Annotated in this window: 16 protein-coding genes; 11 read left to right on the forward strand and 5 right to left on the reverse strand. The window is 74.5% G+C overall.

All coding sequences use genetic code 11. The annotated features are described in order from the left end of the window. The first annotated feature begins 20 nt into the window (after window positions 1-20). The 5 genes from ACWIX6_RS09815 (at window position 21) to ACWIX6_RS09835 (ending at window position 4490) form a co-directional block, all read left to right on the forward strand. Complete coding sequence (locus tag ACWIX6_RS09815; RefSeq protein WP_448616656.1) at window positions 21-596, forward strand: dienelactone hydrolase family protein; 576 nt, start codon at window positions 21-23, stop codon at window positions 594-596. An 8-nt stretch (window positions 597-604) separates the two neighbouring features. Beyond that, window positions 605-1747 (forward strand): winged helix DNA-binding domain-containing protein, encoded by a 1143-nt coding sequence (locus ACWIX6_RS09820; RefSeq protein WP_448616657.1) that lies wholly within the window; start codon window positions 605-607, stop codon window positions 1745-1747. Window positions 1748-1841: 94 nt separating this feature from the next. Continuing rightward, window positions 1842-2546 (forward strand): 3-oxoacyl-ACP reductase FabG, encoded by a 705-nt coding sequence (fabG, locus tag ACWIX6_RS09825; protein WP_448616658.1) that lies wholly within the window; start codon window positions 1842-1844, stop codon window positions 2544-2546. Then, entirely contained in the window at window positions 2546-3313 is a 768-nt protein-coding gene (fabI, locus tag ACWIX6_RS09830; protein ID WP_448616659.1) for an enoyl-ACP reductase FabI, read from the forward strand. The genes fabG and fabI overlap by 1 nt, the downstream gene beginning before the upstream one ends. Before the next feature lie 7 nt (window positions 3314-3320). Then, the gene (locus tag ACWIX6_RS09835; RefSeq protein WP_448616660.1) at window positions 3321-4490 is read left to right on the forward strand and encodes a ferrochelatase; all 1170 of its coding nucleotides are present in this window, start codon (window positions 3321-3323) and stop codon (window positions 4488-4490) included. Between the two features lie 84 nt (window positions 4491-4574). Here ACWIX6_RS09835 and ACWIX6_RS09840 read toward each other — a convergent pair whose 3' ends face one another. Next, window positions 4575-5312, reverse strand: coding sequence for a hypothetical protein (locus ACWIX6_RS09840; protein ID WP_448616661.1), 738 nt, complete (start codon window positions 5310-5312; stop codon window positions 4575-4577). A gap of 99 nt (window positions 5313-5411) precedes the next feature. On the opposite strand from ACWIX6_RS09840, the gene ACWIX6_RS09845 reads away from it, so the two are divergent. Together ACWIX6_RS09845 and ACWIX6_RS09850 are read left to right on the forward strand one after the other, a co-directional pair. Continuing rightward, window positions 5412-5843 (forward strand): NfeD family protein, encoded by a 432-nt coding sequence (locus ACWIX6_RS09845; protein ID WP_448616662.1) that lies wholly within the window; start codon window positions 5412-5414, stop codon window positions 5841-5843. Window positions 5844-5940: 97 nt separating this feature from the next. Next, on the forward strand, window positions 5941-7125 hold the full coding sequence (locus ACWIX6_RS09850) for an SPFH domain-containing protein (protein ID WP_448616663.1): 1185 nt from the start codon (window positions 5941-5943) through the stop codon (window positions 7123-7125). Between the two features lie 109 nt (window positions 7126-7234). Here the strand turns inward: ACWIX6_RS09850 and ACWIX6_RS09855 are convergent, their stop codons facing one another. Beyond that, window positions 7235-8257, reverse strand: a complete 1023-nt coding sequence (locus ACWIX6_RS09855; protein ID WP_448616664.1) for an RNA polymerase sigma factor SigF — start codon at window positions 8255-8257, stop codon at window positions 7235-7237. Next, complete coding sequence (locus ACWIX6_RS09860; protein WP_448616665.1) at window positions 8254-8745, reverse strand: ATP-binding protein; 492 nt, start codon at window positions 8743-8745, stop codon at window positions 8254-8256. The genes ACWIX6_RS09855 and ACWIX6_RS09860 overlap by 4 nt, the downstream gene beginning before the upstream one ends. Window positions 8746-9009: 264 nt before the next feature. Between ACWIX6_RS09860 and ACWIX6_RS09865 the strand changes: the two genes are divergently transcribed. Continuing rightward, window positions 9010-10017: a DNA topoisomerase IB gene (locus ACWIX6_RS09865; protein WP_448616666.1), complete on the forward strand. Its 1008-nt coding sequence runs from the start codon at window positions 9010-9012 to the stop codon at window positions 10015-10017. A gap of 177 nt (window positions 10018-10194) precedes the next feature. On the opposite strand, the gene ACWIX6_RS09870 is transcribed toward ACWIX6_RS09865, so the two are convergent. Both ACWIX6_RS09870 and ACWIX6_RS09875 read right to left on the reverse strand, forming a co-directional pair. Further along, window positions 10195-10593 carry an STAS domain-containing protein gene (locus ACWIX6_RS09870; protein WP_448616667.1) on the reverse strand — a complete coding sequence of 133 codons (399 nt, stop codon included), beginning with the start codon at window positions 10591-10593 and terminating at the stop codon, window positions 10195-10197. Between the two features lie 243 nt (window positions 10594-10836). Continuing rightward, on the reverse strand, window positions 10837-11376 hold the full coding sequence (locus ACWIX6_RS09875) for a hypothetical protein (protein WP_448616668.1): 540 nt from the start codon (window positions 11374-11376) through the stop codon (window positions 10837-10839). Between the two features lie 206 nt (window positions 11377-11582). Between ACWIX6_RS09875 and ACWIX6_RS09880 the strand changes: the two genes are divergently transcribed. From ACWIX6_RS09880 to ligD, 3 genes are all read left to right on the forward strand, one after another. Then, on the forward strand, window positions 11583-12149 hold the full coding sequence (locus ACWIX6_RS09880) for a DUF1360 domain-containing protein (RefSeq protein ID WP_448616669.1): 567 nt from the start codon (window positions 11583-11585) through the stop codon (window positions 12147-12149). 139 nt (window positions 12150-12288) lie between these two features. Beyond that, window positions 12289-13320, forward strand: coding sequence for a non-homologous end joining protein Ku (gene ku / locus ACWIX6_RS09885; RefSeq protein WP_448616670.1), 1032 nt, complete (start codon window positions 12289-12291; stop codon window positions 13318-13320). A gap of 3 nt (window positions 13321-13323) precedes the next feature. Next, window positions 13324-14847 carry a non-homologous end-joining DNA ligase gene (gene ligD, locus ACWIX6_RS09890; protein ID WP_448616671.1) on the forward strand — a complete coding sequence of 508 codons (1524 nt, stop codon included), beginning with the start codon at window positions 13324-13326 and terminating at the stop codon, window positions 14845-14847. The last annotated feature ends 6 nt before the right edge of the window (window positions 14848-14853 follow it).

Genomic DNA, 14853 nt, shown 5'->3' on the forward strand with positions numbered 1-14853 from the left:
AGCACCGGGAGGACCCGCGGATGGCCGAGGTCGTGCTGTTCCACCACGCGCTGGGGCTGACCCCGGGCGTCGTCGCCTTCGCCGACGAGCTGCGCCGGGCCGGGCACACGGTGCACACGCCCGACCTGTTCGAGGGGCGCACCTTCGGCACCCTCGACGACGGCCTCGCCCACGTGGCCGACGTCGGCTTCGGCGAGGTGCTCCAGCGCGGCGCCCGCGCGGTCGAGGAGCTGCCCGCCGGGCTGGTGTACGCCGGTTTCTCGCTGGGGGTGCTGCCGGCCCAGATGCTGGCGCAGACCCGACCGGGAGCGCGCGGCGCCCTGCTCTGCTACTCGTGCGTGCCGGTCTCGGAGTTCGGCACCTCCTGGCCCGCCGGGGTCCCGGTGCAGGTGCACGGCATGGACGCCGACCCCTTCTTCGTGGGTGAGGGCGACGTCGACGCCGCCCGCGAGCTGGTCGAGCAGGCCGAGGACGGCGAGCTGTTCCTCTACCCCGGCGACCAGCACTACTTCGCCGACCGCACCCAGCCCTCCTACGACGCGGCCGCCGCCGCGCTGCTCACCGAGCGGGTCCTGGCCTTCCTCGCCGCCCGCTGACGGTCCCCGTGCAGCTGACCGCCCGGGGCCTCAACCGGGCCACCCTCGGCCGGCAGCTGCTGCTGGCGCGCGAGCCGATCGGCGTCGTCGACGCGGTCCGCCGGGTGGTCGCCCTCCAGGCGCAGCACCCCGCCTCGCCCTACCTCGCGCTGTGGAACCGGGTGGCGGGCTTCGACCCGGCCGAGCTCGACGCCGCGTTCGTCGGCTCCGCGGTGGTCAAGGCGACGCTGATGCGGATCACGCTGCACGCGGTGGCCGCCGAGGACCATGCCGCCTTCCACGCCGCGGTGCTGCCGAGCCTGCGGGCCGCCCGGCTGGGGGACCGTCGCTTCACCTCCTCCGGGCTGTCCGTCGCGGACGCGGACGGGCTCGTGCCCGATGTGCTGAGCGGCGCCGTGCAGCCCCGCGGCCGGGCCGACGTCGAGGCCCTCCTCGCCTCGCGGGTCGGGGAGACGGCGGCGCCGCCGGTCTGGTGGGCGCTGCGGCACTACGCGCCGCTGTGGCACGCGCCCACCGGCGCGCCGTGGTCGTTCGGGCCCCAGCCGGCCTACGTCGCGGCCCGATCCGGGACGGCGACGGTGGACCCCGACACCTCGGCGGCGCAGCTGCGGCTCCTGGTCCGCCGGTACCTGGCCGGTTTCGGCCCGGCGTCGGTGGCCGACGTCGCGCAGTTCGCCATGGTGCAGCGGGCCCGGGTCCGGGCGGCGGTGGACGCGCTGGCCGGCGAGCTGGAGCTCCACCGGGGGCCCGACGGCACGGTGCTGTACGACGTCCCCGGCGCGCCGCTCCCCGACGAGGACACCCCGGCACCGCCCCGCCTGCTGCCGATGTGGGACGAGGTGCTGCTCGCCCACGCCGACCGCAGCCGGGTCATCCCCCCGGAGCACCGCCGGACGGTCACCCGCAGCAACGGCGACGTGCTGCCGACCCTGCTCGTCGACGGGCTGGTCGCCGGTGTGTGGCGGCCGGCCGGGGGAGCGGTCGAGGTGACCGCCTTCTCCCCGCTCCCCGAGGACGTGTGGACGGCGCTGGCCGGCGAGGCCCGGTCCCTGCTGGCGTTGCTCGCCGACCGGGAGCCCGACGTCTACCGGCGGTACGCGCACTGGTGGAGCACCGTGGCCGGGGCGCAGACCCGGGTCCTCCCCGGGTGAGCCGCCGACCACCCCGGCGGCTCCGGCGGTGGGCGGCGAGGTCAGCGGCTAGGTTCACCTGGACGACACGCGCGGCGATCGACGAGGTGGATGTGTGAGCAGGTCGGTGCTGGTGACCGGGGGCAACCGGGGGATCGGGCTGGCCATCGCCCGGTCCTTCGCCGAGCAGGGCGACTCCGTGGCGGTGACCCACCGCGGCAGCGGCGCCCCTGAGGGGCTGTTCGGGGTGCAGTGCGACGTCACCGACGCCGCCGCCGTCGACCGGGCGTTCAGCGAGGTCGAGGAGCACCAGGGCCCGGTGGAGGTGCTGGTCAGCAACGCCGGCATCACCCGGGACGGGCTGCTGCTGCGGATGAGCGAGGACGCCTTCACCGACGTCGTCGACGCCAACCTCACCGCCGCCTACCGGGTGGCCAAGCGGGCCGCGCCCAAGATGGTGCGCGCCCGCGCCGGGCGGATGGTGTTCATCTCCTCGGTCGTCGGGCTGCTGGGCTCGGCCGGCCAGGTGAACTACGCGGCGAGCAAGTCCGGCCTGGTCGGGCTGGCCCGCTCCATCGCCCGCGAGCTGGGCAGCCGGGGCATCACCGCGAACGTGGTCGCGCCGGGCTTCGTGGAGACCGACATGACCGCCGAGCTGCCGGAGAAGCGGCAGCAGGAGATCCTCGGCCAGGTGCCGCTGGGCCGGTACGCGTCGGCCGACGAGGTCGCCGGCGTGGTGCGCTTCCTGGCCGGCGAGCAGGCGGGCTACATCACCGGGGCGGTCGTCCCGGTCGACGGCGGACTGGGGATGGGGCACTGATGGGCATTCTCGAGGGCAAGAAGATCCTGGTCGCCGGTGTGCTGACCGAGCAGTCGATCGCCTTCTCGGTGGCGCGGATCGCCCAGGAGCAGGGCGCCACCGTCGTCCTGTCGAACTTCGGCCGGGCGCTGTCGCTGTGCCAGCGGATCGCCAAGCGGCTGCCGCAGGAGGCCGCCGTCGTCGAGCTGGACGTGACGAACACCGAGCACCTGTCCACGCTGGCCGACCGGCTGCGCGAGCACGTCGACTCACTCGACGGCGTCGTCCACTCGATCGGCTTCGCCCCGCAGGAGGCGATGGGCGACGGGTTCACCGAGGTCGCCTGGGAACACGCGGCGACGGCCTTCCAGGTGTCGTCCTGGTCGCTGGCCTCGCTCACCCAGGCCTGCCGGCCGCTGTTCGGCGAGACCGCCTCGGTGGTCGGCCTGACCTTCGACGCGACGGTGGCCTGGCCGGTGTACGGCTGGATGGGCTCGGCGAAGGCGGCGCTGGAGGCCACCTCGCGCTACCTGGCCCGCGAGCTGGGGCCGGAGGGCGTGCGGGTCAACCTGGTCGCCGCCGGGCCGCTGCGCACCATGGCGATGAAGTCGATCCCGGGCTCCAAGCAGTTCGAGGAGGCCTGGGAGGGGCGTGCCCCGCTGGGCTGGTCGGTGACCGACACCGAGCCGTCGGGCAAGGCCGTGGTCGCGCTGCTGTCGGACTGGTTCCCCGCCACCACCGGTGAGATCGTGCACGTCGACGGCGGCTTCCACGCCGTGGGCGTATGACGGTCTGGTGACCGACCTCGCACGCCCCCGGCACCCGCTGCCCGCAGGTGCCTCCATCACCCCACCCGATCAGCAGCCGGACCAGGACCCGTCGCTCGCCGTCCGCAACAACGGCGGCCGCGCCCCCGCCGCCGAACCCGCGCCGTCCGGCCGCCGCGAGGCACTGCTGGTGCTGTCCTTCGGCGGGCCGGAGGGCACCGACGACGTGATGCCGTTCCTGGAGAACGTCACCCGGGGCCGCGGCATCCCGCGCGAGCGGCTGGAGGCCGTCGCCGAGCACTACCACCACTTCGGCGGGGTGAGCCCGATCAACGCCCAGAACGAGGCGCTGATCGCGGCCGTCCGCGACGACCTCGCCGCCGCGGGGCTGGACCTGCCGGTCTACTGGGGCAACCGCAACTGGGCGCCCTACGTCGAGGACACCTGGCGGCAGATGGCCGAGGACGGCATCGAGCACGTCCACGTCTTCGCCACGTCGGCCTACGCGTCGTTCTCCGGCTGCCGGCAGTACCACGAGGACGTCGCCCGGGCCCGGGCCGCGCTGGCCGCCGACCCCGCCGCCCCCGCGAACCCGACGGCGGAGAAGCTGCCGCACTACTTCGACCGGCCCGGCTTCCTGCAGGCCAACGCCGAGGCGTTGACCGCCGCGCTGGAGCGGTTGCCCGCCGGGCTCCGCGACGGGGCCCGGCTGGTGGCGACGGCGCACAGCATCCCGACGTCGATGGCCGCCGTCGCCGGACCGCAGGGCGGCGCGTACGAGGCCGAGCTGACCGCGGCGGCGCAGCGGGTCGTGGACGCCGCCGCGCCCGGCCGGGGCTTCGACCTGGTCTGGCAGAGCCGCAGCGGCCCGCCGTCGGTGCCGTGGCTGGAGCCCGACGTCAACGACCACCTGCGGGCCCTGGCCGAGGCGGGGGAGAAGGCGGTCGTCGTCTTCCCGATCGGCTTCGTCAGCGACCACCTCGAGGTGATCTGGGACCTGGACAACGAGGCGGCGGAGACCGCCGGCGAGCTCGGGCTGGCCTTCGCGCGGGCGGCGACGGCGGGCACCCACCCGGCGTTCGTGGCCACCGTCCGGGAGCTGCTGGAGGAGCGTCGCGCCGGCGGCGAGCCCCGGCTGGGCACCAACTGCCCCGCCGCCTGCTGCTTCGTGAAGCGCCCGGCGCGGCCGTCTGCGTAGCCGGCCTTCCACGGTCTCCTGTTGCGTTGCCCGCGTTGCAGTGGGTGCAAAGCGGTCAGAAGACGTGCAACCCGGGCTCCTGCATCACCTCGGCACCCAGTTGTAGCTTGCCGCTGTCGCGTCGCGGACGGCGTCGGCGAGCGGGCGGAGGGCGTCGTCGCGGGCCGCGGCCTGGGCGTGGGTGACCGCGGCGCCCGGGGCGTCGGCCATCGCGAGGTCGAGCACCCGGGCCAGCCGCTGCGCCCGGCCGAGGACCGACAGCGCCAGCGGGTCGTGGTCGGCGGGCAGGCCCGGTGCCCGGGTGCTCTTCGCCAGGCCGGCCAGCAGCGCCGGCACCTCGGGGTTCCACCGGGCCAGGTCCAGGCCGACCAGCGTGCGGGCGGCGTCCCCGACGGCCAGGTCCAGCTGACCGGACACCGACCGCAGCGTGCCCTCGACCGGCGGGGCCGCGGGTGCGGCGCCGGTCAGGGACACCGCCGTCCAGGACACCGCCTCCGGGCCCAGGTCCTCGGGGACCAGCGCCACCCGGTCGCCGACGGCGGCCTGCCCGGCCTCCAGCGCCAGCGCGGCCAGCCCGGGCACGGCCGGGAGCCCGCGGACGTCGCCGGGCACCGGCAGCACCAGCCGCAGCCGCTGCTCGCCGAGGCCGCGCAGCGCGCTCAGCGCCCAGCCCAGCGGCACGGCCTCGGTCGTGCCGGGCAGGCCGACCACCCGGTGGGCGGAGTCGCCGAGGATCGCGTCCAGCGCCTCGTCGTAGGGGGTGCGTCCGGTGAGCCAGGCGGTGGCCCAGACGGCGAAACGGCCGGCGGGGTAGTCGTGCACGGTTGTCGAGGCTACGACTCCGCCGCCACCGCGCGGCGCCGCGGCCGGACGTCGCGCGCGACGGGCACGACCGCGGCCGCCCGTGCCAGACTGCGGAACGTGGCTGCCTGGTTGCTCTGGTTGATCGCCGCGGGGCTGTTCGCCGGCGGCGAGATGGCCAGCCTGGACCTGGTGCTGCTGATGTTCGCCGGCGGCGCGCTCGGCGGGATGGGCGTGGCGCTGCTCGGGGGCCCGGTGGTGATGCAGCTCGCCGCCTTCGTCATCGTGTCCGCGGGCCTGCTCGTCGTCATCCGGCCGATCGCCAAGCGGCACCTGGTGGACCGCACCCCCGAGCAGCTCGACGGGGTCGCGGTCCTGGTCGGGCGGACCGCCGTGGTGAGCGAGCGGGTCAGCGAGACCGCCGGACGGGTCCGGATGGGTCACGACGAGTGGACGGCGCGCACCCAGCTGGACGGCGAGGCCTACGAGGTCGGCGACGAGGTGCGGATCGTGCAGATCGAGGGGCCGGTCGCCTACGTCGGTCACGTCTGACGGTCACGATCGGATGACCCGCGCGCGCGGGGCGTGACCGGGCCCCGCGACGCGGGCAGGATCGGTGGTCCGCACCCCTCCGAGTCGAGGAGCACCCGTGGAAGCACTGATCGCCCTGATCGTCATCGCGTTGCTGGCGATCGTGGTGCTGGCCAAGAGCGTCACGATCGTGCCCCAGGCCCAGGCCAAGGTGGTCGAGCGGCTGGGCCGCTACAGCCGCACGCTGTCCCCGGGGCTGGCGTTGCTCGTCCCGTTCGTCGACCGGGTACGCGCCACCATCGACCTGCGTGAGCAGGTCATCTCCTTCCCGCCGCAGCCGGTCATCACCGCCGACAACCTGCAGGTCGGCATCGACACTGTCGTCTACTTCCAGGTGACCGACCCGCGGCTGGCGGTGTACGGCATCGCCAACTACATCACCGGCATGGAGCAGCTCACCACCACGACGCTGCGCAACGTGGTCGGCGGGCTGAACCTCGAGGGCGCGCTGACCGGCCGGGACGGCATCAACTCGCAGCTGCGCGAGGTCCTGGACGGCACCACCGGGCCCTGGGGCCTGCGGGTGGCCCGGGTGGAGATCAAGGCGATCGACCCGCCGCCGTCCATCCAGGACTCCATGGAGAAGCAGATGCGCGCCGACCGCGACAAGCGGGCGGTGATCCTGACCGCGGAGGGCAACCGGCAGTCGGCGATCACCACGGCCGAGGGGCAGAAGGCCTCCGCCATCCTGTCCGCGGAGGGCAAGAAGCAGGCGGCGATCCTGGAGGCGGAGGCCGAGCGGCAGAGCCGGATCCTGCGCGCCGAGGGTGAGCGGGCCGCGCTGTTCCTGCAGGCGCAGGGGCAGGCCAAGTCGATCGAGACGGTGTTCCAGGCCATCCACGACGGCAAGCCGGACCAGGGGCTGCTGGCCTACCAGTACCTGCAGACCCTGCCCAAGATCGCCCAGGGCGACGCCAACAAGATGTGGATCGTGCCCAGCGAGTTCAGCAAGGCGCTGGAGGGGCTGGCCTCCCTCGGCGGCGGGAGCGGGGACGGCGAGCGGTCCTGGCTGGACGTCGGCCCGGCCACCGGCAACGGCACCACCCCGGCCGCCGCCGGGCTGGACACCAGCGGCTGGTTCGACTCCAACCTGCCGCCGGCCGCCGAGCAGCCCGAGGCGAAGATCGAGCTGTCCAGCATCGGGGTGGAGCCCAGCCTGCCGTCGGGCGGCATGCCCACCCCGCCCTCGCTCACCCAGGCCACCGAGGACGTCCGCACCGGCCCGCCCGAGCTCCAGCAGTAGCCGCGGACGACGAACGGACCAGGACCCCGAGGGTCCTGGTCCGTCTGCCGTTCGGCCCCCCTGCAGGGTCCCGCCCTGAGCGTGCGAAGGGTGGGGGGCAGGGGGGTCCTCAGTCCTTGAGCAGGCCCTCGCGCAGCTTGGCCAGGGTCTGGCTCAGCAGTCGGGACACGTGCATCTGCGAGATGCCGATGTCCGCGGCGATCTGGGACTGGGTCATGTTGCCGAAGAACCGCAGGATGAGGATGCGCCGTTCGCGGGCCGGGATCGTGGCCAGCAGCGGCTGCAGCGACTCGCGGTACTCAACGCCCTCCAGCGCGGCGTCCTCCTCGCCCAGCGTCGCGGCCAGGGTGGGGGAGTCCTCCTCACCGGACAGCCGCTCGTCCAGCGAGCTGCTGCGGTAGGCGTTGGCCACGGCCAGCCCCTCGAGCACCTCGGCCCGGGGGATCCCCAGGTGCTCGGCCAGCTCGCTGGGGTTCGGCGCGTGCCCGTTCTTCTGGGCCAGCTCGCTGACCGCCGCGTTCAGCGACAGGTGCAGCTCCTGGAGGCGGCGGGGCACCCGCACCGACCAACCCTGGTCGCGGAAGTGCCGCTTGATCTCGCCGGTGATGGTGGGCACCGCGAACGACAGGAACTCCACGCCCCGGGTGGGGTCGAACCGGTCGATGGCCGCGATCAGCCCGAGGGTGCCGACCTGGAGGAGGTCGTCGAAGGGCTCCCCGCGGTTGCTGAACCGCCGGGCGAAGTGCCGGACCAGGGGCAGGTGTTCCTCGACCAGCTGCTCGCGGAGCCGTTCCCGGCGCGGGTCGCCCTTCTCCAGGGTGGCGAGCTCGGCGAACAGCGGGGCGGTGCGCTCGGCCCGGCTGCGGTTCTCCGACACGGGGACCGCGACCGCCGGGTCCGTGGCGGTCTCGGCGTCGGTCTCGGGGTCGGTCGCGGCGGGCCCGTCGACCACCGCGGTGCCGCCGTCAGGGGCAGCGGCGTCCAGGTCGGGGTCCACGTCGACATCGGGGGTGCTGTCCGGCGCCTGGTCGTCCACTGGGACGGGCAGGGGCGGTACGGGCAGCTCGGCTCCGGCTCCGAGGACGGCGGCGTCGTCGGTGGCCGGCTGGTGTGCAGCAGCCGCCCGGGTCACCGCGCGACCGACACGTCGTTGTCCGGGGTCCCCAGCCCGACGGGGCTGTAGCGCCGCAGGTACTTCACCAGCGCGATGCCGACGACCGGCGAGTCCGAGCCGTTGCCGGCGGGGACCTTGGCCTGCGTGCCGGGCGCGGCGTCGACCGAGTCGACCAGGGTGTGCAGCACCGCCCACCCGAAGCCGTCACGCGGGACGTCGGTGTGCGGGGCCGTCGGGACCCAGGCGTCGATCCGCAGCGCGTCACGGCTGGCCTCGAAGACCACGGTCAGCGGCTCCCCGCCGACGGCGATCGCGGCGAGCGTCGCGCAGGCCTCGTCCACCGCCAAGCGCAGGTCCTCCACGGCGTCGAGGTCGAAGTCCATCCGCATCGCCAGGTCACCGGTCATGGCCCGGACCGCGGGCAGCTGTGTCGGTGAGGTGGGGACCCGGAGTTCCAGGCGCTCCGCGCGCCGCTCGGCGGCAGGAGCGTCCGTCGTGTCGACCATCCGTCGTTAGCTCCTTCGTCTGCTCCCACCCCCGGGGCGGGGGAGGGGCCTGTCCATCATGGCGCACCCGTGTGCGGCCGTGACCGCTCGCACGGGCAGCGGGCCCCATCGGGGGCAGGGGTCCCGGTCGTCGCGCAAGGCACGGAAGGGGAGTCATGCCCCGCTGCGCACCGGTGCAAACGCGGCGGGCCCCCCGAGCACCCCGGAGGTCGACATCGACGCACAAAGGGTTTGAGCCGACCGTACGGTGCCCACCCCAGTGGCGTGAGATTGCGGCGGAGCGACCTGAGCGCTCCCGGCTGGACCCGTCGGCGAGCCGGACGTGGCTTCGCCTACTACGACACCGACGGCGTGCTCATCAAGGACGACCGCCTCGACCGGCTGCGGGCGCTGGCCATCCCGCCGGCCTGGAAGGACGTCTGGATCTGCCCCTGGCCCAACGGCCACGTCCAGGCGGTCGGCACCGACGCGGCCGGACGCCGGCAGTACCGCTACCACGACCAGTGGCGGGTGAAGCGGGACGCCGCGAAGCACGAGCGTGTGCTGGAGATCTCCCACCAGCTCCCCGACGTCCGCGACGCGGTGGTGGCGGCACTGCGCACCCGGGGGCTGAACCGGGAACGGGTGCTGGCCTGCGGCGTCCGGCTGCTGGACCTCGGCGCGTTCCGGGTCGGCAGTGAGCAGTACGCCGAGGACAACGGCACCTTCGGGTTGGCCACGCTGCGCCGCGAGCACGTCGAGGTGCGCGGCGAGCGAGTCTTCTTCCACTACACCGCCAAGGGCGGCATCGAGCGGGAGCTGGAGCTGGTCGACCGGCCGACGGCGACCGTGGTCCGCCAGCTGCTGGAGCGGCCCGCCGACCAGGGGGAGGAGCTGCTGGGCTACCAGCTCGAGGACGGCAGCTGGCACGACGTGACCAGCGACGAGATCAACGGCTACCTCAAGGAGATCAGTGGCGCGGAGATCACCGCGAAGGACTTCCGCACCTGGACGGCGACGGTGATGATGGCCGCCACCCTCGCCGAGTCGCCGCCGCCGAAGAGCCGCACGGCGCGGAACAAGGTGGTGCGCCAGGCGTACGTGAAGGTGTCCGAGCAGCTGGGCAACACCCCGGCGGTGTGCAAGGCCAGCTACGTCGACCCGCGCGTCGTCGACCGGTTCGAGCACGGCGAGACGATCTCCGACGCCCTGGCCGAGGCCGCCAGCGCCGACGACGACCGGACCGCCCAGCGCACCCTCGAGCTCGGCGTCTGCAGCCTGCTCAGCGCGTAAGGACCCCGCTGCCCCCACGCCTCGCAGGCTCGGCGCGGGCCCCTGCAGCGGAGCCTTTCCAGCCCACGACGACGACGGGCGCCCCTCCGGAGAGAGGCGCCCGTCGTCGTTGTCTGTCCGGCCCCGTCGAGGGCCCCACCCTGAGCCTGCGAAGGGTGGGTGGGACGGGGTCCTTCCTCAGGCCTTCTCGGCGATCGTGAACAGGTCGATCAGGCCGGTGACCTCCAAGGGGCGGGTCACGGCGCGGGTGTTGGCCACCAGCCGCAGCCCGACGTCCCGCGAACGGGCCGACTTCTGGGTCTCGACCAGGACCGCGAGGCCGGCGGAACCCAGGAACTGCACACCGCACAGGTCGATGACCAGCTCGGTGGGCTGCTGCTCGAGCTGGGTGTCCAGCGACGCCCGGAGGACCGGGGCGGTGAAGGTGTCGACCTCGCCGACCACCGTCACGGTGACCGTGCCGTCGCCGTCGGAGGACGTCGACAGGGTGATCACGTCGTCGAAGGGCGCCTCGCCGCCGTCGGACGGGGCCGACACGTCGCGCGGACCTTCGGCGGGCAGTTCAGATGAGGTCACGGACTGCAGCTCCTCTCAGGGGCGGTGCTCGGGGACACCCGTACGGCGGACAGCGTACTGCGGGCACGCTGACCGGCCGTCCGCTGCCCGGGGCACGGTGGTGCTCGGGACACGGACCGCCCGGCGTGCGGACGGGCCCGCGGCTGGCTGCTCAACCGCGCCGCCCAAGGTAGGCCAGCGCTGATCAGGGCACCAATCCGAGCCCGTCCGGCGCCGTCCCGCGACCCCGTGCTCCGCCCGGGGTCAGCTCGACTCGATGACGTGGACGGCGGCCTCCTCCGGGCCCTCTCCGCCCACCGGTGCGTCCGCGAAGGCCTCCAGGTCGTCGCCGGTGCGGCCGGTGCCGGAGTCGCTGAGCGGATCGGTGTCCTCGTCCTGCTCGAGCTGGGCGAACGCCCGGTCGGGGTCCTCCGCCGGTCGGACGTCCGCCGCGTCGTCCGGGAGCTCGCGCTCCAGCCTGCCGCTGAGGGACTCGCCCTCGGACTGCTCGCGGGCCGTCGTCCCGAAGTCGACGGTGTGGTGGCTCTCCCGGTCGCCCGGTTCCGGCGCGAACTGCGGGTCCTCGCTGCGCTGCATGGTGGGGAAGTCGTCCTGCGAGACGTCGGGAACGCCGTTGTCCTCGGGGAAGACGTCGCGGGCGGTCTGCCCCTCGGCGCCGGTGGCGCCGGTGTCGCGGAAGGCGTCGTCGTCCACCCCGGTCAGGCCGCGCTCGTCGTCCGGGAACTCGGCGTCGTTCAGTGCGGAGTCGATCGCCGCGCGGTCGTCCGGGTCCGGTTCGGTCATGGTGCTGCCTCCGTTCTGCGTGCGCCCGGAGTGCGCGCACGCTCGTCCGTCCGGTGGACGGGGGACCGGTCGGATGACCGGTGTCGTGTCCCCGCCCTACCCGGCGACCGACGCGGCATGCCTGGACGGTCGCCGGTGTCGGATCCGGTCCCGGTTCCCGGCCGTTATGAGCATGGGCACGTCCGGGCAGGGGTACGGGCGGACCCATGGTCGTCACAGACGGGGTACAGCGGATCGGCAGGCCGGTCCTCCAGTGGGCACAGGCGCAGGAGCGCCACTACACGCAGGGGGAACCTCGGCCGCTCGCCGCCGACCTCGGCGCCATGGGCATCTACAGCGGGCTGGTGCTCACCGCCGCGGCGGCGATCCGCCGCTCCGGCAGGGAGCTCCCCACCCGGATCCCGCTCGGTGACGCCGTGCTGCTGACCGTCGGCACCTTCCGGCTGGCCCGGCGGATCGCCAAGGACCCGGTGACCGCCCCCATCCGGGCGCCCTTCACCCGGTTCGAGGGGGCCTCCGGGGAGGCCGAGGTGGCCGAGGTGGTCCGCGAGCACGGCGGGGTCAAGCACGCCGTCGGCGAGCTGCTCACCTGCCCCTTCTGCATGGCCCAGTGGGTGGGCACCGCGTTCGTCCTGGGCTACGTGGCCGCACCTCGGGCCACCCGCCTCGCGGCGCTGACGATGACGATGGTGGCCGGCTCCGACGTCCTGCAGTTCGTGTACGACGCCATCCAGAGCGGCGCCCTGCGCTCGGACGACGACGGGGAGTCCTGACCGCGGCCGCCGACTGACCCCTCCGGGTGGCCCGGGGCGGGCAGCGGGCTGCTCACCGCGCCGCACCCGGCCCTCCGGACCTATCCTGCGATCTTGTCGTGTCGCTGCTGGTGGCGGCACGCGCGGACAGGAGGCAGTCGTGCGGTCCATCTGGCGTGGCGCGGTCTCCTTCGGCTTGGTCAGCATCGGCGTGAAGCTCTACTCCGCCACCGAGGACCACGACATCCGCTTCCACCAGGTGCACCGGACCGACGGTGGCCGGGTGAAGTACAAGCGGGTGTGCTCGATCGACGGCGAGGAGGTCGAGTACAGCGACATCGCCAAGGGCTACGAGCTCCCCGACGGCCAGCTGGTGATCCTGACCGACGAGGACTTCGACGAGCTCCCGCTGGCCACCCGCCGCGAGATCGACGTGCTGCAGTTCGTCGACCAGGACCAGATCGACCCGATCCAGATCGAGAAGACCTACTACCTGGAGCCCGACGGCCCGGCCACCCGCCCCTACGTGCTGCTGCGCGACGCGCTGGAGAACGCCGGCCGGGTGGCCATCACCAAGATCGCGCTGCGGCAGCGCGAGTCGCTGGGCGCCCTGCGGGTCCGCGACGGGATCCTGGTGCTGCACACGCTGCGCTGGCCCGACGAGATCCGCCGTCCCGACTTCGGCTTCCTGGACGAGGATGTGTCCGTGCGGCCGCAGGAGCTGCAGATGGCCGACGCGCTGATCAGCTCGATGTCCGGGGACTTCGACCCGGCGGACTACACCGACGACTACCGCGAGGCGATGACCGCGCTGCTGGAGGCCAAGCAGACCGGCGGGGACGTCCAGCCGGTGCCCGAGGTGGCCGACCCGGGTGCCGCGGTGGTCGACCTGATGAGCGCGCTGCGGGTGAGCGTCGAGCGCGCCCGCGGCGGCGCGGCGGCCGGCGGCGCGGACGGCGACCCGGCCCCGCCGCGCAAGGCCCCGGCGAAGAAGGCCGCGGCCAAGAAGACGACGGCCCGCAAGGCCGCAGCCGCGGAGGACGACCCGGCCGAGGAGGCCGCGCCCGCGAAGGCGGCCGGCTCGGGGACCACCGCGCGCAAGGCCGCGGCCAAGAAGACGGCCGTCCGGAAGACCTCCGGGACGGCGGCGTCGGACAAGCCCCCGGCCAAGCGCGCCCGGCGCAGCGCCTGACCCGTGCCTGACCGGGCCCGCACCAGCGGCGGCGCAGGCCGCCGCGGCGGAGCCGACCCGCTGGCCGAGTACCGGGCGAAGCGGGATCCGAGGCGCACCGCGGAGCCGGTGCCCCCCGCCGGCCGGCCGCTGCCGGCCGGGGACGACGACACCTTCGTCGTCCAGGAGCACCACACCCCCCGCGGCCGCACCGGCGAGCGGGTGCACTGGGACTTCCGGCTCGAGCGCGACGGCGTGCTGAAGAGCTGGGCGGTCCCCAGGGGCCTGCCCACCGAGCCGGACACCAACCGGCTGGCCGTGCCGACCGAGGACCACCCGCTGGAGTACGCCGGCTTCGCCGGTGAGATCGCCGCCGGCGAGTACGGCGGCGGGCAGGTGGCCATCTGGGACGCCGGCCGCTACACGTGCGAGAAGTGGGCCGACGACCACGTCGTCGTCGTCCTGGACGGGCGGCGGCTGACCGGCCGCTACGTGCTCTTCCGGCTGGGCGACGGCACCTGGAACGTGCGCCGCCTCGACCCCCCGGCCGACCTCCCGGCCGGGCCGCCGGCGCTGCCCGCCCGGGTCACCGACGAGCGGTTCCTGCCGATGCTGGCCACCCCCGGCGAGCTGCCCCCGGAGGCCGAGGACGACGCCTGGGGGTACGAGTTCAAGTGGGACGGCGTCCGCGCCCTGGCCTACCTGACCGGCGGCCGGCTGCAGCTGCGCTCCCGCAAGGGCACCGACATCACCGTGCGCTACCCCGAGCTGGCGGCCCTGCCCGCGGGCCTGGCCGGGCACGACGCCGTCGTGGACGGCGAGGTCGTCGCCATGGACGCCCAGGGCCGGCCGGACTTCGGCGCGCTGCAGCACCGGATGCACCGCACCGGCCCCGAGGTCTCCCGGCTGGCGGCCGAGAAGCCGGTGACCTACCTGGTCTTCGACCTGCTCGCGCTGGACGGCGAGGACCTGCTGGACCGGCCCTACGCCGAGCGGCGGGCGCGGCTGGACGAGCTCGCCCCGGGCGGGCACCGCTGGGCCGCGACGCCGTGGTTCGCCGGCGGCGGCGCCGGGGTGCAGGCGGCCGGACTGGAGAACGGCCTGGAGGGCGTCGTCGCCAAGCGGCTGGACTCGCCCTACCGGCCGGGCGTCCGCGGGCCGGAGTGGGTCAAGGTGAAGAACTTCCGCACCCAGTCGGTGGTCGTCGGCGGCTGGCGCCCCGGCAAGGGCCGGCGGGCCGGGGGAGTGGGCTCGCTGCTGGTCGGCGTGCCCGACGACGACGGCCGGCTGGTGTACGTGGGCCACGTGGGCACCGGCTTCAGCGACCCGGCGCTGCGCGAGCTCGAGGGCCTGCTCACCCCGCGGCGCAGTTCCCCGTTCGACGGCGTCCTCCCCCGGGAGGTCAGCCGGGACGCGCACTGGGTGGAGCCCACTCACGTCGGCGAGGTCGCGTACGCGGTGTGGACCGCCGACGGCCGGCTGCGCCACCCGTCCTGGCGGGGGCTGCGCGACGACCTGGAGCCGGAGGAGGTGACGGTCGAGTGGTGAACCGAC

The sequence above is a fragment of the Modestobacter sp. URMC 112 genome (assembly GCF_053502575.1).